Consider the following 22,406-nt stretch of genomic DNA (forward strand, 5'->3'; position numbering starts at 1 on the left):
GGGCGGGCGGTCTGTCACGATGACGCCGTGGGATCGCGTGCGACGCGCACCGTCGCAATGGTCGCGACGGTCGCGGTGCTCGTCGCCGGCTGCCTCGGGCACCACTCGTCGAGCGACGTGCCGACGGTCGACGTCCACCCTGCGAAGGACGGAATCATCCTTCCGTCGCAGATCGCGATCGAGATGGCGCAGAAGTGCCCCTCGGCGCGCGGCGAGGTCGGCTTCGACGTGCGCGAAGGAACCGCGCACCTGCACGCGCACGTCACCTGCGCGCTCACGCGCGCCGACCGATCGGGTCTCGAGCAGGAGCTCGTCGAGCTCGCGGGCCGCCGCAACGACGCCACGCAGCGCGCCGACTTCGTCAACACGCTTGCGAAGGAGCTCGGCGTGCGTCCGTACCCACGCGCCGACATGGTGTGGGACATCGGGATGGGTCTCGACGAGTGTTCGCGGGTCGACGACGTCGCGTCTCACCGCGAGAACCTCGCGATCGCGGCGGCAGGATCCGAGCGCGAGACGCCGGTGCACTGGACGGAGGTCGAGGCGGTTCGCTACGCGGGCACATGCCGCAAGCGGCTCGGCGACTTCTTCGACTCGGTCGCGAAGGCCGGGCAACCGGCCGCCGCGAGCACGGTGCGCCACGAGCTCGCGCGCCTCGGCGTGTCGAGCTGAGCGTCACCACCGAGGTCGGCTGCTCCGCCTGATCGACGCCGCGACGCGTCGGTCCGGTGGTACTGCGTTGCCGGCGTATCGCCGGGCAACGCAGTACCACTGACGGATCAGCGGGGGTCGGGAACCCAGTTGCCGTGGAAGCCGTAGGGCACGCGCTGCGGGAGCGCGACCGTCGCGATCGGCTCCGACGCGACCGCGCTCGCGTCGAGCACGACGAAATCGCTCGAATCGCGCGTCGGGTCGTACACGAAGCCCATGAGGTAGCCGTCGTCCTCCGACGTCGCACCCTCGCTCGGCACGAACACGAACTCGCCGGGACTCCCGCCGTTCGCGAAGTCGTGCCCCTCCGACGTGCCCGTCTGCAGGTCGTGCTTCAAGATGCGCGCGGTGTCGAACGCGGTCTCACTGTTGATCGTCTCGACCACGTACCCGTACCGGTGCCGCGACATCAGGAGCGACTCGTTCACGCGCGGGAACTCCTGCCCGCGGTCGTCGAGCCGTTCCTGGCGCACCTTGCGCGCGGCGGTGTCGATCGTCCACCGGTCGAGCGTCGGCAAACCGCCGTCGTTCGGGCCTTCGACGCTGTGGGCGAACATCGTCGGGTGCCGGCACACGTCGACGACGACGGCGTCGCCCTCGTCGTACGCGTTCATGGGGTGGAACACGTAGCAGGGCTCGACGTCCGACCACACGACGTCGGCGTCGCCACCGTCGCGCGGCATCACGCCGACGCGCGCGGGATAGTCGTCGTCCCAGCGGTACGGCATCGCGAGCCCGCGTTCGACCATCGAGAGGTCGAACACGACCGGAAGGTCGAAGAACACGACCGAGCTGCGCGTGAGCGCGAAGTCGTGGATCATCGTCGGCCCGCCGACGGTGATGGGCTCGCTGCGCACGAGCCGCCCCGACGCGTCGATCACGTGGTAGATGAGATTCGGCGAAGTCCACGAGTACGCAAACCCGTGCAGCTCACCCGTGACCGGATCGGTCTTGGGGTGCGCGGTGAAGCCGGTCGGCAACGTCCCGTCGAACGCAGTGCGTCGAAGCGTGTCGAGCTCCGGCGACAGCTCGTAGGGCATCGCACCTTCGGTCAGCGACAACACACGACCCGCGTGCCCGATCACGTTCGTGTTGCTCGAGTCGTACATCGGCGGCGGCGGTCCGTCGATCGCGGCCTCGCCCGTCGCGCCGGTGATCGGCGCGGTGCGCACCCAACGATTGCGGTACCAGTTCGCGCGTCCATCGCGCAGCTCGATGCCGTGCACCATGCCGTCGCCGATGAACCAGTGATACGGGCCTTCGGGCATCGCGTACGGGTTCGGGCCGATGCGCAGGTAGCGCCCGCTCAACTCACGCGGGAGCGCGCCCCGCACTTCGAGCCGCGAATCGGTGACCTCGTCGCGCACGGGCGCGTAGTTGCCGAGCAGGAACGGGTTCGTCGTCGCGACCATCGGTCCCCCATGTCAGACGTGTGTGGACGGCCAGGCTGTATCACAGCGTTATACCAATGATGTGCGACCGGGTCAACGGCCGCCCGCGCGGGAGAATCACGCACCACACGTTCGGCCAAGGGGGGCAGCGCGGATGAATCGGGTGAAGGTCGCGACCTGGAGCGAGGTGCCCGATCGCACGCCGGTCGGCGCGAACGTCGAGGGCATCGATCTCGTGATCGTGCGCCGCGGCGACGAGCACTCCGTGCTCTACGGCCGGTGTCTGCATCGCGGCGCGCGGCTCGCCGACGGCTCGATCGTCGGCGACGACCTCATCTGCGGTCTGCACGGCTGGGACTACCGCATCGACACCGGCGTGAGCGCGTACAACAACGCCGAGGTGCTGCAGAAGTTCGAGTCGGAGCTCGACGGCGGCGACCTCTTCGTCGATCGCGACGCGGTGCTCATGTGGAAGATGAAGCACCCGCAACCGTTCGACCCCGACGTCTACCAAGGCCTCTACCGCGATCCGCACATGGTTCCGGAAGAGCCGTTCGTGATGTACATCCACGAGCTCGCGCAGTTCGGGCTGTCGAAGACCGGACACCACGGACCGGTCGCGGCGATGGGCGTGCCGCGCACCGAGCTCCCGACGTGGGACACGATGCAGATCGTCACCGCGCAGCTCGCGCGGTTGCCGCTGCTCGACGACGATCCCGTCGGCACCGACCTGTGCATCGGTCCGAACGCGGCGAAGCCGTTGTGGCTCGACATCCCGATCTTCGTGTCCGACATGTCGTTCGGCGCGCTGTCGCAGGAGGCGAAGACCGCGCTCGCGCGGGGCGCGCAGCTCGCCGGTACGGGCATCTGCTCCGGTGAGGGCGGCATGCTGCCGGAAGAGCAGGCCGAGAACGCGCGCTACTTCTACGAGCTCGCGTCGGCCCGTTTCGGGTGGTCGTTCGACATCTTGAAGAAGGTGCAGGCCTTCCACTTCAAGGGTGGGCAGGGCGCAAAGACAGGTACGGGTGGACACCTTCCCGGCGACAAGGTCGTCGGCCGCATCGCCGAGGTGCGCGGCCTGCCCGAGGGGACGCCCGCGATCTCGCCACCGCGCTTCCCCGACTGGACCTCGCTCGACGACTACCGCGCGTTCGCGGATCGCGTGCGCGAAGAATCGGGTGGCATCCCGATCGGGTTCAAGCTGTCGGCGCAGCACATCGAGGAAGACCTCGACGCCGCGCTCTCGGTCGGCGTCGACTACGTGATCCTCGACGGTCGGGGCGGCGGTACCGGCGCGGCACCGCTGCTGTTCCGCAACAACATCTCGGTGCCGACGATCCCCGCGCTCGCGCGCGCCCGCCGGCACCTCGACCGACGCGGTCGCCGCGACGTCACGCTCGTGATCACCGGTGGCTTGCGCGACGCCGCCGACTTCGCGAAGGCGCTCGCACTCGGCGCCGACGCGGTCGCGATCGCGAACTCCGCGATCCAGGCGATCGGCTGCCTCGGCATGCGCGCGTGCCACTCGAACAACTGCCCGGTCGGGATCGCGACGCAGCAGCCGCACCTGCGCGCGCGGTTACCGGTCGACGAGGCCGCGCAGCGGTTGGACCGATTCCTGCGCGCGTCGGTCGAGCTGATGCAGGTGCTCGCGCGCGCGTGCGGGCATTCGCACCTCAACCAGTTCAGCCTCGACGACCTCACGTCGTTCGACCGCAACGTCGCCGACCTCGCGGGCGTGGCGTACGGCGGCGTCGCGTGAGCGCGCAAGCGGTGAGCGGAGCGAGCAGGCGACCTGAGGCGCTCCCATCCCGCGTCATCGAGCGGGTGCACGGTCAGCGACGGACCTCGATGACGCACCGCGCCGCGAGGAGCAAGCACGCGACCGATGTGATGGAGACCGAGCGCCGCGAGGTCGACCGATGAGCACCGTCTGGTACCGGGTCGCCGACGTCGACGAACTGCCCGACGGGCGCGTGAAGACGGTCGCCGCCGGTCATCGGTCGGTCGCGCTCACCCGCTTCGGAGACCGTTACGGCGCGCTGCACAACAAGTGCCCGCACCAGGGCGGACCGCTCGGCGAGGGCTCGATCGAGAAGGGCTGGCTGCGCTGTCCGTGGCACGGCTACGACTACGACCCGATCACGGGAACGCCGCCGCCCGGTTTCACCGATGCGCCCGAGGCGTATCCGGTCGAGGTGCGCGCCGACGGTGTCTACGTCGGCCTCCCACCCGAAGCGCCGCGCGAGCGCACCGTCTCGGACGTGATGGTCGAGACGATGGTCGCGTGGGGTGTGACCCACGTGTTCGGCATGGTCGGCCACTCGAACCTCGGTTTCGCCGACGCGATGCGCGAGGCCGAGGCGCGCGGCGACCTGCAGTTCGTCGGCATCCGTCATGAGGGCGCGGCCGCGTTCGCGGCCTCGGCCTACGGCAAGCTCACCGGCAAGCTCGCGGCGTGCTTCGCGATCGCGGGACCGGGTTCGACGAACCTGCTGACCGGGCTCTACGACGCGAAGGTCGACCGCGCGCCGGTGCTCGCGCTCTCCGGGCAAGTGCCGTCGAAGGTCGCGGGCCGCGGCGCGTTCCAGGACGTCGACCTCAACGCCGCGTTCGCCGACGTCTCCGTCTTCTCGCGCACCGTTCACGAGCGCTCCGACCACGCCGAGCTGATGACCCTCGCGTGCAAGCACGCGCTGCTCGAGCGCGGCGTGTCGCATCTCGTGTTCCCCGACGAGGTGCAGGTCGTGCCGGCCGCCGACCACCAGGTCGCGAGCGGTCCGACCGGAAGGCTCCCCGACCTGCGCACGCGCCCTCCGGTCGAGGCCGTCGAGGAGGCGATCGAGCTGATCCGCGGCGCGCGCCGACCCGTGATCGTCGTCGGCCACGGCGCGCGCTTCGACATGATCGCGGTCTACGCGCTCGCGGAGCGGCTGCGCGCGCCGATCGTCACGACGTTCAAGGCGAAGGGACTCATCGCCGACGACGACCCGCTCGCGTGCGGTGTGCTCGGTCGCAGCGGCACACCGATCGCGTCGTGGTTCATGAACGAGTCGGACCTCCTCCTCGTGTTCGGCGCGTCGTTCTCCGATCACACCGGTATCGCTTCGTACAAGCCGATCGTGCAGGTCGACTTCGACCCGGACGCGCTCGGTCGCTTCCACGCCGTCTCCGTGCCGGTGCTCGGGCACGTCGGCGTCACCGCGCACGAGCTGCTCCGCGCGCTCGGCGAATCCGACGTCGACACCGTCGATCAGCGACCCGAAGTGCTCGAGCGGCGCGCGATCTGGCACGCGGAGAAGGCGCGGCGGCTGCTCGACGACCGCGGCCTCGGTGTGTCGTCGGCCGCGATCTTCGACTCGCTCTCGCGACTGGTCGATCACGACGCGGTCATCGCGGTCGACGTCGGCAACAACACGTACTCGTTCGGCCGCTACTTCGAGTGTCGCCGTCAAGCGGTGCTGATGTCGGGTTACCTCGGGTCGATCGGGTTCGGCTTCCCGGCCGCGATGGGCGCGTGGGCCGCGGTCGGCGGGACCCGCCAGGTCGTCGCGGTCACCGGCGACGGCGGCTTCGGTCAGTACCTCGCAGAGCTCACGACCGCGGTGAAGTACGGGATGAACATCACGCACGTGCTGCTCGACAACGCGCAGCTCGGGAAGATCTCGAAGGAGCAGCGCGCGGGCGAGTGGGACGTGTGGCAGACGTCGTTGCACAACCCCGACTTCGCCGCCTACGCGGAGCTCTGCGGCGCGTTCGGCGTGCGGGTGGACGAGCGCGCGCAGCTCGACGACGCGATCGCATCCGCGCTCGCGCACCCCGGCCCCGCGCTCGTCGCGATCACCGCCGACGCCAATCTCATCTGAGCTTCTCTGGTCGGGCTCGCAAGCTTCGCCCTCAGTTCCTGCATCGGGCGGGCCGCTCGGCGACCCGCCCGTTCCGGCAGTTCGCCCTCGGTGCTACTGCGCCGAGATCGCGCTGCGCCGGCGGCGCCGCGCGACGACGATCGCCGCGAGCAGCAGGACGAGGATCGCGGCGAAGCCGACGAGTCCCCACGACGACCCGCCCCCTCCGTGCGCGACGACCGGCGCGGTCGCGACCTTGCGCGGCGACGTGTCGGCCGCGCGCACGCTCGTCTCGGTCGAACGCTCGGCCGTCGTGTCGGTCGATGCCGGCGGCCGCGTCGTGCTCGGCACCAACGCGATCGTCGGAGCCGTTGGACCGGGGCCTCCGTCCGCGCGCGCCGTCGTCGTCGGTGCGACCGGGCCGACGGGGCCGACCGTCAGCGGGCTGACCGGCGGTCGGCGCGCGGTCGAGGCCGGCGGACGCGTGGTCGTGGGTGTCGAAGGCCACGCGTCGTTGAACGACACGAACGGCGACGGCGCCGATCCCGTGCTCCAGTTCCACGCCTCGACATCGCCGTCGTGCACCTGCGTGTTGCCGGCCCCGAGGCTCGACCACGTATACCTCGACGCGCCGGCGAGCGCGCGCCAGTACGACCAGTAGTCGGAATCGGGCGAGCACGTCAGACACGTGTTGTCGGAGGGGCATCCGATCGTCGTGCCGCCGACGTCGAGGGCGCAGACCGCGCCACCATTGCCGCCGAACACGCGCACACCCGGCGCGAAGCCCGCGGCACGTAACGCGTCGAGGCCGCTGATCCAATCCGACGAGAACGAGATCTTGGCCGTGTGGATCACGCCGTCGACCTCGACGACGACGGCCGCGCGATGCGCGGTCGCGCCACGCGCGGAACCCGCGCCCGCGACGCCGATTCCGACCGCCGCCGCGACGACCAGCGTCGTCACGATCGCGAACCGCCGACGCAATCCGAACGACCGCACCCGCATCGCCGACTCCTCCCCGACCCCGTCCTCGAGGGCCGTCCGGGCGGCCGTCCGGAGACGGCCGGTGACTTCGACCGGCGATCGCCGGCGGACGGGGCGGGCATCCTGGCTCGCGCCACGGAGGCGCTCACAGTTGCGGGTCAGCGCCGGATTCGCACCGGCTTCCCCCGACCCCTGTCGGGCCGGACGCTAGCGCGCGTCGGCCTCCGAGACCCGCGCCGAAGCGTGCGGCGACGAGATCACAACAAGGCCGCTTGCTGCGAGGTCGCAACCACCGGCGCGATGCTGAGGCCGTGGCCACCGACCAGCTCGCGCCCGATCGCCACGCGATCGCGATCGGCACGGACCGGGCCGCGGACCGTCCCGCGCTGCACGCCGCGACCTGGGTCGTGTGGGCGATCGCGGCGGTCGTGTCGGTGCAGCTCGCGCCGAACGTGCTCTACGCCTGCGTCGTGCTCCTGGTGGCCGTGCTCGTCGTCGAGACGCACGGCCGGCGCACGGGGCTGGCGCGCGCGTTCCCGATCTTCATCGGGATCGGCGTGACCTTCGGGCTCCTGCGGGTCGTGCTCACGATCGCGACGACCCACGGGCTCGGCACGCCGCTCCTGACGCTGCCGCACGTCACCCTGCCGCGCATCCTCGGCGGCTTCCGCGTCGGCGGCACGATCGAGCGCCAGGTTCTCCTGCAGGCGCTCGCGGACGCGTTCGTCGTCGTGGTCGTGATCGCGGTGTTCGGCGCGTGGAACGCGGTCGTATCGCACCACGAAGTGCTCCAGTCGACGCCGCGCGCGTTCCACGAGCTCGGGCTGGTCGTCACGATCGCGCTCGCCTTCGTGCCGTCGACGATCGCCGCGCTGCGCGCGTCCCGAGAAGCGGATCGGGCACGCACGGGTGGGGTGATCGTGCGTCGCGGCCGGCTCGTGCGGCACGCGGTCCCGGTACTCGAGAGCGGCATGGAACGCGCGGTCGCGCTCGCGGAGTCGATGGACGCGCGCGGGTTCGGGCACCAGCCCGCGGGCCGGGGCGAGCGGTTCGCCGCGATCGGCACGCTCGGCGGACTGCTCGGCTTCGGCGGCGCGTTCGTCGCGCTCATCGGGAGCGCCGACGTCGCGGCGCTGATCTCGGGCACGGTCGGCGCGGTGCTGCTCGTCGCCGCGATCGCGAGCGCGTCGTCGGCGACCCGGCGCGTGCGCTACCGACCGCGGCGGCTCACGGCGCTCGACGCGCGCGTGATCGCCATCGTGCTCGCGGCACCGATCGGGCTCGGCATCCTCGGACTCGCGGGCGACCATTCGCTGCGCTACTCCCCCAGCGAGCACGGCCTACCGCCGTTCCACCCGATCGTGCTCGTCGTGCTGCTCGCGCTCCTGGTTCCCGTGTTCGTCGCCAACCCCGCGCTGCGGAGCGACCAGGCGTGAGCGCGTCGCTGCGTTACGAGCGCGTCGGGTACGCGTATCCGGACGGCGTGACCGCGCTCGACGCCGTCGACCTCGACATCGACGCGGGCGACATCGCGCTCGTGGTCGGCGCGTCGGGGTCGGGTAAGAGCACGCTGCTGCGCGCCGCGAACGGACTCGTCCCGCACTCGTCCGGCGGTCGCTTCGCGGGCGACGTCGTCGTGGGTGGGCGTTCCACCCGCACGCACCGGCCGCGCGAGCTCGCCGACCTCGTCGGGTTCGTGCACCAGGATCCCGAGGCGCAGTTCGTCGTCGACCATGTGGAGACCGACCTCGCGTTCGTGCTCGAGAACCTCGGGACCGATCAACAGGCGATGCGGCGGCGCGTCGAAGAGGTACTCGACGCGCTCGCCATCGCGCACCTGCGCGACCGGTCACCCGCGACGTTGTCGGGCGGGGAACGCCAGCGCTGCGCGATCGCGGGCGCGCTCGCGTCCGCTCCCGCGGTGCTCGTGCTCGACGAACCGACGTCGCAGCTCGATCCCCAGGGTGCCGACGACGTGCTCGCCGCGCTCGCGCGCCTCAACGCCGACCTCGGCACGACGATCCTGATCGCCGAGCACCGCCTCGAGCGTGCCGCGCCGCTCGCACACCGCGCGGTCGTGGTCGAGCGAGGGCGCATCGCGGCCGACGGTGAGCCCGGGCGCGTCGTCGCCGGTTACGACGGCGCGCCACCGGTCACGCAGCTCGGCCGGCTGCTCGGTTGGGATCCGCTGCCTCTCACCGTGCGCGAGGCGCGCGCCCGCGCCGCCGGTGAGCCCCGTCCCGCGCCAACCGCGCCGCCGGCGACCGGCGCCGAGCCGGGCCCGGTCGTGCTCCGTGCCCGTGGGCTTGCGTGCGCGATCGGCGGCCGGCGTGTGCTCACCAATATCGAACTCGATCTCGCGCGCGGCGACGTGCTCGCGCTGCTCGGCCGCAACGGCTCGGGCAAGACGACGTTGCTCCGCACGCTCGCGGGACTGCTCGCCGCCGACGCGGGCACGGTCGACGCATTCGACGGCGCGCGCGTCGCGTACGTGCCACAGGACCCGAACACCCTGCTGTTCGCGCCGACCGTCGCCGACGAGCTGACCGCGACGCTCCGGTTGCTCGGCCGGCGCGATCCGGCTGCCGTTGAAGAGTGGCTCGACCGCCTCGACCTCGCGGCCGCGCGCGATCGTCACCCGCGCAGCCTGTCGGGCGGCGAGCGTCAACGCGTCGCGATCGCCGCCGTCGCGGTGGGCGGCGCACCGGTGCTGCTGCTCGACGAACCGACGCGCGGCATGGACGCGCGCTCGCGCGCCGCGCTCGAAGCCGCGGTGCACGCGCATCGCGAAGCGGGTGGCGCGGTGGTGCTCGCGACGCACGACGTCGAGCTCGCAGCGCGCTGCGCGACGCGCGTCGTGGTGCTCGGCGACGGCGATGTCGTCGCCCACGGTCCCGCGCGCGACGTGCTCGCGGGTTCGTTGTTCGCACCGCAAGTGCTGCGCGTGCTGCCGCCGTTCCTCACGGTCGCCGAAGTCGAGCACGCGCTCGCAAAGGACGCGCGATGAAGACGCTCGCGCGCACGAGGCCCGCGGTCGTCTACGCGCTCGTGGTCGTCGTTGGGATGGCCGCGTTCCTGTGGCCGTTCTTCCTCACCGGGCATTCGCTCCCCGACCAGGCGCACTCCGGCGACGCGCCGCTGTGGGCTGCGCTCGTCGGCGCCGCGGTCGTCGCCGCGGTCGCGCTCGAGATCCGGCGGGGCACGATGACGGGCACCACGGTCGCGCTGCTCGGCGTCCTCAGCGCGATCGCGGGCCTGCTGCGACTGCTCGCGCTGCCCGGCGGCGGCAACGGCATCTACTTCCTCGTGATCCTCGCGGGCGTCGCGTTCGGTCCCCGTTTCGGGCTCTTGCTCGGGCTGCTCGCGATGGCGGTGTCGGCCGTCGTCACCGGCGGCATCGGTCCCTGGCTGCCGTTCCAGATGCTCGCCCTGAGCTGGATGGGCGCAGGCGCGGGGTTCCTCGGGCGCGCGACGGTGCACCTCGACGCGCGCCTCGAGGTCGGCGTCATCGCCGCGTACGGCTGGGCGTGGGGCTTCGTGTACGGCGCGATCCTCAACCTCTGGTTCTGGCCGTTCCAGGTCGACGGCGGCGCGCTGTCGTACGCACCGCATCTCACCGCGGGCCAGACCTTCCACCACTACTGGGCGTTCTACGTCGCGACCTCGTTCGCGTGGGACGCGGCGGGCGCGCTCGCGAACGCGATCCTCATCGTGCTCACCGGACGCGCGGTGTTGCGCAGCCTGCGGCGGTTCGCCGGCCGCCTCGACCCCGTCGTCGAGCTCGTGCCGATGGGAGCGCCGGTATGACCGCCACTGCGGTGCGGGTCGAGGCCGATGGTCCCGTCGCACGCGTCACCCTCGATCGCCCCGAGCGCCGCAACGCGCTCTCGCTCTCCGTCATGCGCGACCTGCTCGACGCGCTGCGGAAGATCGGCGACGACGACGCGATCGCAGCCGTCGTGATCGCGGGCGCGGGGCCGGCCTTCTCGGCGGGCCACGACCTCTCCGAGATGGTCGACCGCGCCGACGAGTTCTACGCAGAGTTGTTCGCGACCTGCGTCGAGCTGATGACGACGGTGCACGAGATCCCGCAGCCGGTGATCGCTCGCGTGCACGGCATGGCGACGGCCGCGGGGTGCCAGCTCGTGGCCGCCTGCGACCTCGCGGTCGCGTCGACCGACGCCCGGTTCGCGACGCCGGGCGTGAACATCGGGCTGTTCTGCTCGACGCCGATGGTGCCGCTCGTGCGCGCGATCGGCCGCAAGCGCGCACTCGAGATGCTGCTGACGGGCGATCCGATCGACGCCGCGACCGCCGCAGACTGGGACCTCGTGAACCGCGTCGTCGCACCCGCCGAGCTCGACGCGACCGTCGACGCGCTCGCGGCGCGCATCACGCGCTCGAGCGCGACCGTCGTCGGCATCGGCAAGCGCGCGTTCTACGCCCAGGACGGGCTCGTCGAGGCCGACGCGTACGGCGTCACCGCGCCGGTGATGAGCGCCAACGCCGCGCTCCCCGACGCGCGCGAGGGCATCACCGCGTTCCTGGAGAAGCGCCCGCCGGTCTGGCCGTCGTAGTAGACGTCACCGTGCGCCGACTCGAATCGTTCGCCCCGTTCCGCCACCGAGACTTCGCGCTGTTCTGGACCGGCGCGTTCGTGAGCAACATCGGCACATGGATGGAGACGGTCGCGTTCGGCATCTACGTGACCGACAAGACGGGGCAGGCGCTGTGGCCGGGGCTGGTCGCGGCGGCCACGTTCGTGCCGACCGCGTTCCTCGGGCCCGTCGGCGGTGCGCTCGCCGACCGCCTGCCGCGCAAAGCCGTCCTGCTCACGACGACGATGGTGCAGACATTCTTCGCGGGGCTCATCACGACGTTGATGATCGTCGGGCACCCGGCGCCGATCGTGGTCGTGGCCGTTGCCTTCGGGAGCGGCTGCGCGGCCGCGATCGGTTTCCCCGCGTACCAGGCGCTCATCCCCGACCTCGTGCCGATCGAGGATCTCACGGGCGCGATCGCGCTCGGCTCCGCGCAATGGAACCTCGGGCGCGTCATCGGCCCGGTGCTCGCCGGCGTCGCGATCGCGCTGGGCGGAATCGCGTGGGCGCTGGCCGCGAACACCGCCAGCTTTCTCGCCGTGGCCGCGGTGCTGCTCGTCATCACGCTGCCGCGACCTGCGCCCGACGCGCGCGCGGTGAAGATGTTCGCGTCGATCGTCGGCGGCTTCCGGTTCGTACGCCAGGACCCCGGGCTCCGCGTCGTGTTGCAGACGATGGCGCTCAGCATGCTGTTCGCCGCGCCGTTCATCGCGCTCGTGCCCGCGATGGCGATCGAGGTGTTGAAGTCGGGCAAGAACGGCACGTCGGTGCTCGTCACCGCGCAGGGCATCGGCGCGGTCGGCGCGGCGCTCGCCATCGGTCCGCTCGGCCGCACGCGCGGCATCCGCTGGATCATGGTGCGCGCGGTCGGGCTCGTGCCCGTCGCGTTGATCCTGTACGCGGTCGCGCCCAACCTGCCGCTCTCGGCGCTCGCCATCGTGGTCGTCGGCGCGTTGTACCTCGCGGCGCTGTCGAGCTACACGACGATCGCGCAGCAACGCTCACCCGCGGAGCTGCGCGGCCGCGTCCTGTCGCTGAACGCGATGTTGCTCGGCACCGTGTACCCCGCGGCGGCGGCGCTCCAGGGTGCGCTCGCCGATCGCTTCGGCCTGCGCGAGGTCACGGCGGGCTCCGCGGCGATCATGCTCGTCGTGCTCCTGGCGATGCACACGCTGCGCCCCGGCTATGCGGACGCGGTCGACCTGCCACTCACGCAGGCCCGGCCCGACCCGGCTACGTTGCCCGCTTCCTGAGCGTTCGGAGGATTGCACCATGGCGGTCGTCGAACACGAACGGCGCGGGATCGTCGAGATCCTGCGCTTCAACCGTCCCGAAGCGCGCAACGCGATCAGCCCCGAGGTCAGCACGGAGATGGCCGAGCTGCTCGACGCGGCCGAGGCCGACCCGGGTGTGCGCGCGGTCGTGCTCACCGGCAGCGGGCCGGTCTTCTCGGCCGGCGCCGACCTCAAGGTCGTCGCGCAGGGACGCGGTGACGAGATCGCGGGTGCGCGCGGCGGCTTCGCGGGACTCGTCATGCGCGACTTTCCGAAGCCGATCATCGCGGCGGTCAACGGGCCGGCGCTCGCAGGGGGCTTCGAGATCGTGCTCGCGTGCGACCTCGTCGTCGCCGCCGACACCGCGCGCTTCGGTGTGCCCGAGGTGCAGCGCGGATTGATGGCCGCCGCCGGCGCGCTCATCCGGCTCCCCAAGCGCGTCCCGCTCGCGATCGCGCTCGAGATGGCGATGACGGGCGATCCAATCGAAGCCGACCGCGCGCTCGCGCTCGGGCTTGTGAACCGCGTGGTGCCCGCCGACCGCGTGCTCGACGAAGCGGTCGCGATCGCCGAGCGCATCGGCGAGAACTCGCCGGTCTCGGTGCGCGTGTCACGGCGACTCGTGAAGGAGGCGCTCGACCTCAGCGAGGCCGAGGCCTGGGTCCGCAACGACGAGCGCGCGCTCGAGGTGTTCCGCGGCGGCGACGCGATCGAGGGCGCGACCGCCTTCGCCGAGAAGCGCAAGCCGGTCTGGAAGAGCACATAACACTGGTCGCACTCGCTCGCCGGCGGGATGCCCGCCGGCGCCCTGCGGGACGCTCGCCGCTCCATGACGCGGGATGGGAGCAGGCGAGGGCGCGTGCTCGCTCCGCTCGCTGCTCGCCGATTCTCGTCCCCGGCCGGAATTGTGGGAGTGATTACTCCTAAGATCGCGCGGTGCCCGAGCAGCCGACCGAGGCGACCGAGTGGCGGGTCGAGGAGCTGGCTCGTGAAGCCGACGTGTCGGTCGACACGATCCGCTTCTACCAGAAGCGCCGGCTGCTGCCCGCGCCCCGGCGCGAAGGGCGACTCGGCTTCTACGGACCCGAGCACCTCGAACGCCTGGCCCGCATTCGTGAGCTGCGCCGCCGCGGTCTGACCCTCGCGCTCATCGGCCGCCTCGTGCGCGGCGAGCTCGACGCGACCGACGAGCCGCTCGCGGAGGCCGTGCTCGCGGCCGACGCCGAGGACGCCGAGGAGTTCCTCTCGCTCGACGAGCTCGCAGCGCGCAGCGGGATCCCCGGCGCACTGATCGAGATGGTGGCGCGCGAGGGACTGCTCGTCGCGCGCGAGCACGAAGGCCAACCGCGCTACACCGCGGCCGACGTCGCGGTCGTCGCGTCGGGCATGCGGCTCGTCGAAGCGGGCTTCCCGATCGACCAGCTGATCGCGCTCGCACGCGCGCACCACACCGCGACCCGCGAGATCGCGAGCCAAGCCGTCGCCATGTTCGACGAGCACGTGCGCGCGCCACTGCGCGAGTCGGCCCTTCCCGACGCCGACAAGGCCGAGCGGCTCGTCGACGCGTTCGAGGTGCTGCTGCCCGCGGTGACGGGACTCGTCGCGCACCACTTCCGTCGCGTGCTGCTGGAAGTCGCGCAGGAGCACCTCGAAGCGGTCGGGCACGAATCGGAGATCGCGGCCGCGAACGCGGCATCGAACCGCCGACTGGAGGGCACGTGGCGCGGCTGAGTCAGGGCCCGCCGCTCCCTGCACCGTCCGAGAAGGCGGCCGCGGTCGACGCGATGTTCGACACGATCGCGCCCCGGTACGACCGGCTGAACCGCATCCTCACGCTCGGTCTCGACGTCGGCTGGCGCCGGCGCGCGGTGCGCGAGCTCGGCCTGTCGGCGCACGCACGCGTGCTCGACCTCGCGTGCGGCACCGGCGACTTCTGCCGCGAGCTCACGCGTGCGGGCGCGGACCCGATCGGCGTCGACCGTTCGGCCGGCATGCTCGCGGCCGCCGCGTCACCAGAGTCCGCTCCACAGCATGGTCGTGGGCTCGCTCGGCTCGGCACGGACCGCCGCCCCCGCGCGGAAGACGACCGCTCACCCACTCCACAGCATGGTCGTGGGCTCGCTCGGCTCGGCACGGACCGCCGCCCCCGCGCAGAAGACGACCGTTCACCCACTCCTCTGGTCCGCGGCGACGGCCTGCGACTCCCCGTTCGCGACGGCTCGATCGACGCGATCACGTGCGGTTTCGCACTCCGCAACGTCGTCGCGCTCGAGCCGTTGTTCTCGGAGTGCGCGCGCGTTCTTCGCCCGGGCGGTCGAGTCGCGCTGCTCGAGGTCGCGGAGCCCGAGCGCGCGTGGGCGCGCTTCGGTCATCGCGTGTACTTCCACCACGTCGTCCCGTTCGTGGGCGGCCTGTTGTCGGACCGCGCCGCCTACCGCTACCTGCCCGAGTCGACCGCCTACCTCCCCGAACCCGAGGCGCTCCTCGCGCAGCTCGAAGGCGCGGGCTTCACCGCGGTCAGCCGCCAACTGCTCGGGCTCGGTGCCGCGCAACTGATCACCGGGACCTCGCGATGACTGCCGCTCGCGAGCCCGGCCTCGTCGTCGCGACGACCCGGCGCGTCGCCGACCCCGGCGACCTCCTCGACGCGCTCGGTACCGGCGGGTTCGCGTGGTTCGCGGGAGACGAGCAGCTCGTGACCGCGGGCGTCGCCGCGACGGTCGCACCGCGCGACGCGCTCGCGTTCCTGCGCTCGATCGAACGCGCCGGCGACTCCGGCGGGCGCGGCGCGCGCGCCGTGGGCGCGCTGCCGTTCGCAAACACAGTCGACGGCGTGCTCGTCGTGCCCGCGCGGATCGTCGAGCGCGACGCCGACGGCCACGTCTGGTCGACGACCGTCGCGCCCGCGAGCGCGCCGCCGGCCGCCGATCCTGCGCCGCGAGGCCGCATCGCGCGTCGCTTTACCGTCGAAGCCCGTCAGGGCCTCGACGAGTGGGACGCGATGGTCACCGCCGCGCTCGCGCTCGTCGAGACCGACGCGCTCGAGAAGGTCGTGCTCGCGCGCGAGGTCGTCGTCGACGCCGACGCGCCGTTCGAGCCCGCGACGATCGTGGAGCGGCTGCGCGCGACACAGCCGGACTGCATCGTCTACGCCGCGGGGGGCTTCGTCGGCGCGACGCCCGAGCTGCTCGTGCGGCGATCGGGTCGGGAGGTCGTGTCGCAGCCGATGGCCGGCACGGTCCCGCGCGCCGCGTCGCCCGAGGAGGACCGGCGCTCGATCGTGCGGCTCGTGTCGTCGGTGAAGGAGAGCCGCGAGCACCGACTCGTCGTCGACGCGGTCGCGGGCGAGATGGCGCGCTGGTGCGACGATGTCGTCGTCGGCGAGCCGGAGCCCCGGCGACTCACGTCGGTCACCCACCTCACGACCCGCATCGCGGGCACGCTCCGACGGCGCGACGCGACCGCCCTCGACCTTGCGCTCGCGCTCCACCCCACGCCCGCGGTCAACGGCGCGCCGGCCGCCGCGGCACGTGCTGCGATCGCCCGGCTCGAGCGCTTCGAACGGGGCCCGTACTCCGGCCCCGTGGGCTGGGTCGACGCCGCGGGCGACGGCGAGTTCGCGGTCGCGCTGCGGGGGGCGACCCTCGAGGGCCACCGGGCCCGGCTCCTCGCCGGTGCGGGCATCGTCGCGGGCTCCGATCCCGACGCCGAGTGGGCCGAGACCCAGGCCAAGCTGGAGCCCATGCTGCGAGCGCTCGTCCGACCCTGACGCCCGGGCCCCGAGCCGAGGGCCAGACCACTCTCAGGGTTCGGCCGCGCTCATTGCGCGCGTTCCACCGGCCCGGGTACCGTGATCACTCGGCTTGGGACGGCCGGGGGCGGCTCCAGAGGGCGGGCGGCACCGGTGGTGGCAGACGTCCGATCCGGGGAGCGGGGCGATGCGCCGAAGGGCGGTGGGTGCGAGGGTCGTGATCGTCGGCGTGCTCGCCGTCGCGTGCGCGATCGGGAGCATCGGCCCCGCGGCCGCGAAGCGGCCCGGCGCGGCCGCCGCGAGCGTTGCCGCCAAGACGCCGCCGGGCCCGAAGCCACCGTTCACTTCCGACTTCTTCGGCATGTCCGCGGGCGCCGAGATCACGAAGCTGCCCGACGCCGCGTTCGACCGTGAGATGAACCTCATGGACCACATCGGCGTGCACTGGCTGCGCGCGGTGTTCCCGTGGTCGCTCGTGCAGCCGCAGGACAACAACCCGGACGACGAAGAGTGGGCCTACGTCGACCGGCTCGTGAACTACGCGCAGGCGCTCGGCATGCAGATCGACGCGATCATCGACAACGCGCCCGCGTGGGCCCAGGTGGACCCGCCGACCGTCTCGGGCTGCACCAGGCAGCCGAACTTCGACATCAACGCGTACGCGAGCTTCGCCGCCGAGGTCGCCGCCCGTTACCCGACGAGCGTCGTGAGCGCGATCGAGCTCGAGAACGCGCCGAACCTGCCGGGTACGTGGACCATTCCGGACGCGTGCGACTACACGCGCCTGATGCAGGCGTCGTATCCCGCGATCAAAGCCGCGGACCCCGACGTCCTGGTCCTCACGGCAGGTCTCGGCGCGCAGAACGCGAACCGCAACGGCGTCCGCTCGATCGCGGGCGACGTGTTCTTCGGCCAGATGTACGACAACGGCGCGCAGGGCTACTTCGATGTCCTGAGCTGGCACCCGTACTCGTACCCGTGCACACCGTCGCAGAGCTGCTCGAAGGCTCGGCCCTGGTACAAGAACGCCGCCGTGCGGCAGCTCATGGTCGATCACGGCGACGGCAACAAGCCGATCTGGGCGACCGAGTTCGGCGCGCCGACGAACGGCACCGCCGACGACGGGCACGTCACCGAGGCCGAGCAGAACTCGATCATGGTCGACGGCATGAACTCGTGGGTCGCGCTGCCCTACGCGGGGCCGATGTTCGTCTACAGCTTCCGCGACGCCGGAACCAACACGAACAAGAAGGACAACTGGTTCGGACTCGTGTCGCGTGACTTCAAGCACCAGAAGCCCGCGTACTTCACGTACCGGCAGATGGCCCTCGGGCTGAAGGCGCCGTAACGCGCAAGACTGCGCCGCATGGGGGACGTGCGGCGCGATCGGTTGCGTGAGCTGCGCGCGTCGGAGGAGCGTCGGTTCGTCGACGCGCATCCGCGCTCGCAGGCGTTGTTCGAGCGCGCGCAGTCGGCGCTCGTCGGCGGCGTGCCGATGAACTGGATGAAGCGCTGGCCGGGCGGCTTCCCGATCTTCGTCGCGGAAGCCGCGGGCGCGCGCTTCGTCGACGTCGACGGTCGCGAGTACGTCGACTTCTGCCTCGGCGACACCGGCGCGATGACGGGCCACTCCCCCGCCCCGACCGTCGCCGCGGCGGCGGCGCGGATGGCGCGCGGGATCACGACGATGCTGCCGAGCGAGGACGCCGGCCCGGTCGGCGAGGAGATGACGCGACGCTTCGGCCTGAGCCACTGGCAGTTCAGCCTCACCGCCACCGACGCCAATCGCTTCGTCCTGCGGCTCTGCCGGGAGGTCACCGGGCGGCCGAAGATCCTCGTCTTCAACCACTGCTACCACGGCTCGGTCGACGAGACGGTGGCGACGCTCGACGCCGAGGGGCGCCCGGCGCCGCGGCTCGGCAACGTCGGCCCGCCGGTGCCGATCGCGGAGACGACCCGGGTGGTCGAGTGGAACGACGCCGAGGCGCTGGAGCGCGAGCTCGCCCACGGCGACGTCGCCTGCGTGCTGGCCGAGCCGGCGCTGACCAACATCGGCATCGTCCTCGCCGAGCCGGGCTTCCACGAGACGATGCGGCGCCTGACCCGCGAGGCGGGCACGCTGCTGGTCATCGACGAGACCCACACCCTCTGCTGCGGCCCCGGTGGCTACACGCGCGCCGAGGGCCTCGAACCGGACCTGATGACGATCGGCAAGGCGATCGCCGGAGGCGTGCCGGTGGGGGCCTACGGGATGACCGACGAGGTTGCCGACCGGGTGCTGGCGAAGACCGTCTGGGAAGTGGCCGACGTCGGCGGCGTCGGCGGCACCCTGGCCGGCAACGCGCTCTCGCTGGCGGCGGTGCGGGCGACTCTGGGCGAGGTGCTGACCGAGGAGGCATTCGAGCGGATGATCGCCCTCGGCGAACGCTTCCAGGCGGGCTGCCGCGAGGTGATCGCCGAGTTCGACCTCGGCTGGCAGGCGACCCGTCTCGGCTGCCGGGTCGAGTACATGTTCAGCCCGACCCCGCCGAAGAACGGCGGCGAGGCCTACGCCGCCTTCGACACCCCCCTCGACGCCCTCCTCCACCTCTACATGCTGAATCGCGGCATCCTGATGACCCCGTTCCACATGATGGCCCTGATGTCCCCGGCGACGACCGAGTCCGACGTCGACGCGCACACGTCGGCCCTCCGAGAGTTCGCCGCCGAGCTGACCGCCTAGAGCACGCGATAGCGAAGGTGGGTGACGCCAGGGCCCTCGACGAGGCGCGTCAGCTCGAACTCGTGGGGCTCGGCGCCGATGCCTTCGAAGAGGTGGCGGCCTTCGCCGAGAATCGTGGGGACGAGATGGAGTTGGACTTCGTCGAGAACGCCGGCCGACAGCGCGGCCGCGGCGACGCCGATGCCGTGGACGAGGACATCGCGGTCGCCCGCCGCCTGCTTGGCGCGCGCGATCGCCTCGCTCACGTCGTCGAGGACCGTGATCAGCGGCCATTGTTCGACGTCGGCAGGCGTGCGGGTGCGGGTGAGGATGAAGATCGACACCCCGTCGTGGTGGTCGCCCTTCCACCAGCCCGCCGGTTCGACCGTGCCGCGACCCGCGACCACCGCGCCGGTCGCCCTGATCTCGTCCATCGGCTCGCCGTTGACGTTATCGGGACGGCCGGGGATGCCACCTTGGCCGGTCTCGGCTCCGTTGTAGAACCATTGATGCAGCCGTAAACCGTTATCGCCGAGGCCGTTGCCGGGAGCCTCGTTCGGTCCGCAGACGAAACCGTCGAGCGATACGGACATGTCAAGCACACTCTTGGACATCGCTTCTCCTCCTCGTGTCGATCGGCGCGGGTCGTGTTCGCCGCTTTTACCCGGACGACGAACCGCCCCCACCGAAATCGACACAAGCAGGTGAGTTCGCACTTTCGGTCGCTATGCGGCCGTTTCTGCGAACTCACCCGTGGGGTAGAAGATGGCGATATGGGTTTCGTGCGCTTCTGCGCGTGTTGCTTGGGAATCGGCGCGTGTCTTGTGACGGTCGGCTGCGGCGGGTCCTCGGAGGGGACTACGGGCGGCACGACCGTGCCGGGCGGCTCACCGTCGGCGGGCAATGCAAATGGCCGCCGGGCGATTCACGAACCGGTGCAGTCGCGGGGGATCAAAGGGGAAGACCCGCGGGCGGAAGCGGCGACCACCGCACGGATCTCGGCCGGGGACTGCGCGGCGCTCGGGCGGCTCGCCGAACGGCGGCTCGGCGATCGGGGTCGCGACGCCGTGCAAGGGGCCGACGACCGAAGCTCCGGCCTTGACCTGTCCACCCGATCGGACCCGAAGCCGCCGCTCTCGCGCTGCGAAATCTCCGGCCGTGGCGTCTCGATCAACGTCTACCTCGACTCCGGGTTCGCCGCCCACCAGCGGTACGGCAACCGCATCGCGGAGACCGTCCAGTTCAACACGGAAAACCCCGCCGGCCTCCCCCAGGCCGTCCCTCATGTCGGCGAAAAGGCCGCTTACAACGCCGACGCCAACTGGATCCCGGCGCTGCGCTCGCTGCTCGCCTTGCGCGGCAATCGCTGGCTGACCGTGACGATCTCGGTCGCGGGCAAGTCCGATGATCAGCTCCGCGACGAAGCCGCCGCCCTCGCTCGCGCCGGATTCAAGCTCAGCGCCTCCTGATCTTTCCCCAGCCCAGAGTCGACCACCGTCCGCCGCGCCATGCGACACTGCGGCGCGATGAGCCTGTTCCATCGGATCAAGGACCCGGTCGAGGGCTCGATGCACGTCGTCGCCGCCACCCAGCTCGACCCCACCCAGCTGCGCGCCCCGTGCCACATCACCTACGTGATCCAGGCGCCCGGCGTCGAGGCGTTCTCCGGCGAGGCGGACTTCGAGATCTGGTCGAAGCAGTGGCCGCAGCCCGGCGCCGACCTACCGGTCGTCTTCGATCGCGAGAAGACCGACCGGATCGAGATCAAATGGGATCAGGTGATGACGACCAACGACTCGGCGCGGATGCATGCCGACGAACTCGCCGCCGAGTTGCGCGGCGAGGCTCCCCCGCAGGGCTGAGACCCGCCGCTCGGCGGGTGGTCAACGCCGCCGAGACATGAAAGCCGGCGCGGTCGGGTAAAACTCCGCAAGTGCCACGCGCGGTCCAATTCGACGAGTACGGCGGCCTCGATGTCCTGACCGTCAGGGACGTCGAAGTTCGCGAGCCCGGCAAAGAAGAGGTCGCGGTCGAGGTCAAGGCCGCGGGGATCAACCCCGGCGAGGCCTCGATCCGCAACGGCGCCCTCAAGGACCGCTTCCCGGCGACCTTCCCCTCCGGCGAGGGCTCCGACCTCGCGGGGATCGTCAAAGAGGTCGGGATCGACGTCGTCGGCTTCGCGCCCGGCGACGAGGTGCTGGGCTGGAGCGAAGAGCGCTCGAGCCACGCCGAGCTCTGCGTCGTCCCCGCCAACCAGCTGATCCCGAAACCGGCCGACCTCTCCTGGGAGGCGGCAGGCGCGCTCTACGTCGTCGGCGTCACCGCCTTCGCCGCGGTGCGCGCGGTCGATGTCAAGGAGGGCGACACGGTCGTCGTCTCCGCCGCCGCGGGGGGTGTCGGCACGATCACGGTGCAGCTCCTGAAGGTGAACGGCGCGAACGTGATCGGGCTCGCCTCCGAGGACCACCACGACTGGCTGCGCGCCAAGGGCGTCACGCCGGTCACCTACGGCGAGGGCGTGGCGCAGCGGATCCTCGAAGCGACGCCGAGCGGGATCGACGCCTTCATCGACCTCTTCGGCCCCGAATACATCGACCTGGCGCTCGAACTCGACGTGCCGCCGGAGAAGATCGAGACGATCACCTCCTTCGAGCGGGCCGGTGAAGTCGGGGCGAAGACGGAGGGGTCGAGCGACGCCAGCACGCCGGAGATCCTCGCCGAGATGGCCGAACTGGTCGCCTCCGGGAAGATCGAAGTCCCGATCGCCGCGACCTACCCGCTCGACGAAGTGCGCGAGGCCTTCGAACAGCTCGAAGACCGCCACACCCTCGGCAAGATCGTCCTGCTGCCGTAAAAACCGCGAGCCGCGTCAGCGGGTCTGCTGGGCATCCGGGGACGCCGCCCAGAAGTCGTCGATCTTGGTCGCGTCGCGGTGGCCCTTCACCGAGGCGGCCCAGATCTCGACCGGCTCGTCGCCCTCGTTGCGGTGCGAGCGCGCCGTCCCCGGCGACACCCGGACGACCGCGGGCGCGGTGACTTTCTCGATGTCCTCACCGCAGCGGAACGTGATCGTCCCTTTGGCGACGATGTAGAGCTCCTCGATCTCCGAGTGGGTGTGGCCGGTGCTCTGTTCCATGTCGGAGTGCGG

The 22,406-nt window shown here is 71.5% G+C and carries 21 protein-coding genes and 1 riboswitch; of the genes, 17 read left to right on the top strand and 4 right to left on the bottom strand.

The window, feature by feature from the left end; translation table 11 throughout:
- Positions 1-27 precede the first annotated feature (27 nt).
- Positions 28-672, top strand: coding sequence for a hypothetical protein (locus VH914_13980; GenBank protein HEX4492314.1), 645 nt, complete (start codon positions 28-30; stop codon positions 670-672).
- 107 nt (positions 673-779) lie between these two features.
- Here VH914_13980 and VH914_13985 read toward each other — a convergent pair whose 3' ends face one another.
- The gene (locus tag VH914_13985; protein ID HEX4492315.1) at positions 780-2,123 is read right to left on the bottom strand and encodes a carotenoid oxygenase family protein; all 1,344 of its coding nucleotides are present in this window, start codon (positions 2,121-2,123) and stop codon (positions 780-782) included.
- A gap of 133 nt (positions 2,124-2,256) precedes the next feature.
- On the opposite strand from VH914_13985, the gene VH914_13990 reads away from it, so the two are divergent.
- Together VH914_13990 and VH914_13995 are read left to right on the top strand one after the other, a co-directional pair.
- Positions 2,257-3,864: a glutamate synthase-related protein gene (locus VH914_13990; GenBank protein ID HEX4492316.1), complete on the top strand. Its 1,608-nt coding sequence runs from the start codon at positions 2,257-2,259 to the stop codon at positions 3,862-3,864.
- Positions 3,865-4,024: 160 nt separating this feature from the next.
- Complete coding sequence (locus VH914_13995; GenBank protein HEX4492317.1) at positions 4,025-5,968, top strand: thiamine pyrophosphate-binding protein; 1,944 nt, start codon at positions 4,025-4,027, stop codon at positions 5,966-5,968.
- 93 nt (positions 5,969-6,061) lie between these two features.
- On the opposite strand, the gene VH914_14000 is transcribed toward VH914_13995, so the two are convergent.
- The gene (locus VH914_14000; protein ID HEX4492318.1) at positions 6,062-6,952 is read right to left on the bottom strand and encodes a hypothetical protein; all 891 of its coding nucleotides are present in this window, start codon (positions 6,950-6,952) and stop codon (positions 6,062-6,064) included.
- Between the two features lie 95 nt (positions 6,953-7,047).
- Positions 7,048-7,117: riboswitch (cobalamin riboswitch) on the bottom strand.
- A 125-nt stretch (positions 7,118-7,242) separates the two neighbouring features.
- Between VH914_14000 and VH914_14005 the strand changes: the two genes are divergently transcribed.
- From VH914_14005 to VH914_14055, 11 genes are all read left to right on the top strand, one after another.
- Positions 7,243-8,367 (top strand): hypothetical protein, encoded by a 1,125-nt coding sequence (locus VH914_14005; protein ID HEX4492319.1) that lies wholly within the window; start codon positions 7,243-7,245, stop codon positions 8,365-8,367.
- Positions 8,364-9,938: an ATP-binding cassette domain-containing protein gene (locus VH914_14010; protein HEX4492320.1), complete on the top strand. Its 1,575-nt coding sequence runs from the start codon at positions 8,364-8,366 to the stop codon at positions 9,936-9,938. The genes VH914_14005 and VH914_14010 overlap by 4 nt, the downstream gene beginning before the upstream one ends.
- A complete protein-coding gene (locus tag VH914_14015; protein ID HEX4492321.1) occupies positions 9,935-10,738 on the top strand; it encodes an ECF transporter S component in 804 nt (267 codons plus the stop codon). Before VH914_14010 ends, VH914_14015 begins: the two co-directional genes overlap by 4 nt.
- Positions 10,735-11,508, top strand: coding sequence for an enoyl-CoA hydratase (locus tag VH914_14020; GenBank protein ID HEX4492322.1), 774 nt, complete (start codon positions 10,735-10,737; stop codon positions 11,506-11,508). Before VH914_14015 ends, VH914_14020 begins: the two co-directional genes overlap by 4 nt.
- Before the next feature lie 11 nt (positions 11,509-11,519).
- On the top strand, positions 11,520-12,785 hold the full coding sequence (locus VH914_14025) for an MFS transporter (protein HEX4492323.1): 1,266 nt from the start codon (positions 11,520-11,522) through the stop codon (positions 12,783-12,785).
- A 19-nt stretch (positions 12,786-12,804) separates the two neighbouring features.
- Positions 12,805-13,572, top strand: coding sequence for a crotonase/enoyl-CoA hydratase family protein (locus tag VH914_14030; GenBank protein ID HEX4492324.1), 768 nt, complete (start codon positions 12,805-12,807; stop codon positions 13,570-13,572).
- Between the two features lie 170 nt (positions 13,573-13,742).
- Positions 13,743-14,537: a MerR family transcriptional regulator gene (locus VH914_14035; protein HEX4492325.1), complete on the top strand. Its 795-nt coding sequence runs from the start codon at positions 13,743-13,745 to the stop codon at positions 14,535-14,537.
- Entirely contained in the window at positions 14,525-15,382 is an 858-nt protein-coding gene (locus VH914_14040; GenBank protein HEX4492326.1) for a class I SAM-dependent methyltransferase, read from the top strand. The genes VH914_14035 and VH914_14040 overlap by 13 nt, the downstream gene beginning before the upstream one ends.
- A complete protein-coding gene (locus tag VH914_14045; protein HEX4492327.1) occupies positions 15,379-16,575 on the top strand; it encodes an isochorismate synthase in 1,197 nt (398 codons plus the stop codon). Before VH914_14040 ends, VH914_14045 begins: the two co-directional genes overlap by 4 nt.
- 184 nt (positions 16,576-16,759) lie before the next feature.
- Positions 16,760-17,905, top strand: coding sequence for a cellulase family glycosylhydrolase (locus VH914_14050; protein ID HEX4492328.1), 1,146 nt, complete (start codon positions 16,760-16,762; stop codon positions 17,903-17,905).
- An 18-nt stretch (positions 17,906-17,923) separates the two neighbouring features.
- The gene (locus tag VH914_14055; protein ID HEX4492329.1) at positions 17,924-19,279 is read left to right on the top strand and encodes an aspartate aminotransferase family protein; all 1,356 of its coding nucleotides are present in this window, start codon (positions 17,924-17,926) and stop codon (positions 19,277-19,279) included.
- On the opposite strand, the gene VH914_14060 is transcribed toward VH914_14055, so the two are convergent.
- A complete protein-coding gene (locus VH914_14060; GenBank protein HEX4492330.1) occupies positions 19,276-19,974 on the bottom strand; it encodes a dihydrofolate reductase family protein in 699 nt (232 codons plus the stop codon). The two genes, VH914_14055 and VH914_14060, sit on opposite strands and share 4 nt — an antisense overlap.
- A 57-nt stretch (positions 19,975-20,031) precedes the next feature.
- On the opposite strand from VH914_14060, the gene VH914_14065 reads away from it, so the two are divergent.
- The 3 genes from VH914_14065 to VH914_14075 all read left to right on the top strand — a co-directional run bounded on the left by VH914_14065 (position 20,032) and on the right by VH914_14075 (position 22,112).
- Positions 20,032-20,727, top strand: coding sequence for a hypothetical protein (locus VH914_14065; protein ID HEX4492331.1), 696 nt, complete (start codon positions 20,032-20,034; stop codon positions 20,725-20,727).
- 57 nt (positions 20,728-20,784) lie between these two features.
- Positions 20,785-21,120 (top strand): hypothetical protein, encoded by a 336-nt coding sequence (locus VH914_14070; GenBank protein HEX4492332.1) that lies wholly within the window; start codon positions 20,785-20,787, stop codon positions 21,118-21,120.
- Positions 21,121-21,191: 71 nt separating this feature from the next.
- A complete protein-coding gene (locus VH914_14075; GenBank protein HEX4492333.1) occupies positions 21,192-22,112 on the top strand; it encodes an NADP-dependent oxidoreductase in 921 nt (306 codons plus the stop codon).
- 15 nt (positions 22,113-22,127) lie between these two features.
- On the opposite strand, the gene VH914_14080 is transcribed toward VH914_14075, so the two are convergent.
- Positions 22,128-22,406 (bottom strand): cupin domain-containing protein (locus VH914_14080; protein HEX4492334.1); only part of this gene is annotated, 279 nt, incomplete at its 5' end.

The organism is Acidimicrobiia bacterium, from assembly GCA_036271555.1.
Taxonomy (GTDB): domain Bacteria; phylum Actinomycetota; class Acidimicrobiia; order IMCC26256; family PALSA-610; genus DATBAK01.

What these genes read in the sequence shown, in the direction of transcription:
- VH914_13985 (HEX4492315.1), bottom strand. Translation starts at nt 2,123, where the DNA reads ATGGTCGCGACGACGAACCCGTTCCTGCTCGGCAACTACGCGCCCGTG.
- VH914_13990 (HEX4492316.1), top strand. Translation starts at nt 2,257, where the DNA reads ATGAATCGGGTGAAGGTCGCGACCTGGAGCGAGGTGCCCGATCGCACG.
- VH914_13995 (HEX4492317.1), top strand. Translation starts at nt 4,025, where the DNA reads ATGAGCACCGTCTGGTACCGGGTCGCCGACGTCGACGAACTGCCCGAC.
- VH914_14000 (HEX4492318.1), bottom strand. Translation starts at nt 6,952, where the DNA reads ATGCGGGTGCGGTCGTTCGGATTGCGTCGGCGGTTCGCGATCGTGACG.
- VH914_14015 (HEX4492321.1), top strand. Translation starts at nt 9,935, where the DNA reads ATGAAGACGCTCGCGCGCACGAGGCCCGCGGTCGTCTACGCGCTCGTG.
- VH914_14020 (HEX4492322.1), top strand. Translation starts at nt 10,735, where the DNA reads ATGACCGCCACTGCGGTGCGGGTCGAGGCCGATGGTCCCGTCGCACGC.
- VH914_14030 (HEX4492324.1), top strand. Translation starts at nt 12,805, where the DNA reads ATGGCGGTCGTCGAACACGAACGGCGCGGGATCGTCGAGATCCTGCGC.
- VH914_14045 (HEX4492327.1), top strand. Translation starts at nt 15,379, where the DNA reads ATGACTGCCGCTCGCGAGCCCGGCCTCGTCGTCGCGACGACCCGGCGC.
- VH914_14055 (HEX4492329.1), top strand. Translation starts at nt 17,924, where the DNA reads ATGGGGGACGTGCGGCGCGATCGGTTGCGTGAGCTGCGCGCGTCGGAG.
- VH914_14065 (HEX4492331.1), top strand. Translation starts at nt 20,032, where the DNA reads ATGGGTTTCGTGCGCTTCTGCGCGTGTTGCTTGGGAATCGGCGCGTGT.
- VH914_14070 (HEX4492332.1), top strand. Translation starts at nt 20,785, where the DNA reads ATGAGCCTGTTCCATCGGATCAAGGACCCGGTCGAGGGCTCGATGCAC.